Source organism: Bacillus sp. CZDM1 (assembly GCF_055502545.1).
Genome location: NZ_JBUESO010000036.1, coordinates 1 through 1497, shown reverse-complemented (window position 1 = coordinate 1497; position 1497 = coordinate 1). Strand labels below are relative to the sequence as shown.

The following is a 1497-nucleotide window of genomic DNA, read 5'->3' as shown; positions in this document are numbered from 1 at the left end:
AGTCAAGCCCTTGATTTTGTGTAAATTCGCTAAACAATGTTTTCAACCGAATTTTGTTATGTCAAATATATATGATCAGCCGACTTATCCCCTAAACATTTTTCGAGCGTTACTTCCATGGGTTTGAATCTCCATATCCAGTCAAGGGTGTCAAAGGCGGTTTTTCCTTTGATAGCCTTGACTGGATATGGAATAATCCATAAATGGAAGTACGTTGAAAATTAAACAACTACCTTTTTATAGGTTTCTGCTTTGAATAATTGGTTTCTTGATATTGCATTAAAACAGCTCCTACTAAACGAAAGGCAGATTGTGTATTTGGGTAAATACGAATTACTTTTTCTCTTCTTCGGACTTCCTGATTTAATCGCTCAAGAGAATTTGTACTACGGATATGACAACGGATTTCTTCTGGGTGTTCCATGTATTGTATGGTATCTTCGAAACCTTCATCTAATATTTTCAGAGCTTGTTCGTATTTAGGATTATCCCCAAACTGGCTCATCAGTTCACCTTTAAAATTCCGCATATCCTCAATTGTGACTGCATCAAAAATACGCTTAATCATCATACGTATTTCCGCTGAGTCCTTTTTTGGAAGCCTTTCTATAATATTACGTTTAAAATGGACGTTACACCTTTGCCAGCTAGTCCCAATAAATTCACGCTGAATCGCCTTTTGAAGCCCTTGGTGAGCATCTGAAATGACGAGTTTTGGGGATTGAAGACCACGTGATTTAAGTTGTTGGAGAAAGCGACTCCAACTTTCATAACTCTCCGCATGATCCACACTTAACCCAAGTATTTCACGTGTTTTGCTTTCAGTGATGGCAGTGGCAATATAAACAGCCTTAGAGACGACACGATGATGTTCACGCACTTTTATATACATTGCATCTACGAAAATAAAAGGATAATACCTTAAATTTAAGGGCCGTTTGGCCCAATCATTAATAATAGGATCAAGCTTCTGAGTAAGTGAAGAAACAAACGATTTTGACTTACTTTCACCACAAAGTTGTTCCACAATATTTGTAACTTTACGTGTAGAAACGCCATTGATAACCATCTCTAGCATAGAGAGAACTAGTGCCTGGTCACAACGTGCATACTTCTCAAAAACCGAAGGTGAAAACTCACCATTACGAGTTCTAGGAACCTTAAGTTTTATTTTACCGATACTCATCGTTAATTCACGTTCGTAGTAGCCATTTCGGTAATCACGACGCTCATCAGAGCGTTCATACGCGGCAGCGTGTAAATAATCTTTTCTTTCTTTCTCCATGTACTCATTCAAAACCAGAACAACAGCTGATTTAACAACGTTGTCTATATTTGAATTCATCACTGAGTCTTTTAAAATTTCCATATCTAGGCTAAACTGTAATTGGGTCATTTTTATTCCTCTTTCCTATGTTTATCGTCGTTGTTAAACATTGTAGCCAAGTAGGATAAAAATGACCCCTTTTCTTTTTACACAATTATACGGACTTAATC

General features: G+C 37.1%; 1 protein-coding gene. It reads right to left on the bottom strand.

Going from position 1 to position 1497, the window contains the following annotated elements:
• Positions 1–229 precede the first annotated feature (229 nt).
• Positions 230–1396, bottom strand: a complete 1167-nt coding sequence (locus tag ACY3XC_RS28640) for an IS256 family transposase (RefSeq protein ID WP_464871566.1) — start codon at positions 1394–1396, stop codon at positions 230–232.
• Positions 1397–1497: the final 101 nt, after the last annotated feature.

Coding starts and splice junctions, on each gene's coding strand:
- ACY3XC_RS28640 (WP_464871566.1), bottom strand. CDS start 1,396: ATGACCCAATTACAGTTTAGCCTAGATATGGAAATTTTAAAAGACTCA.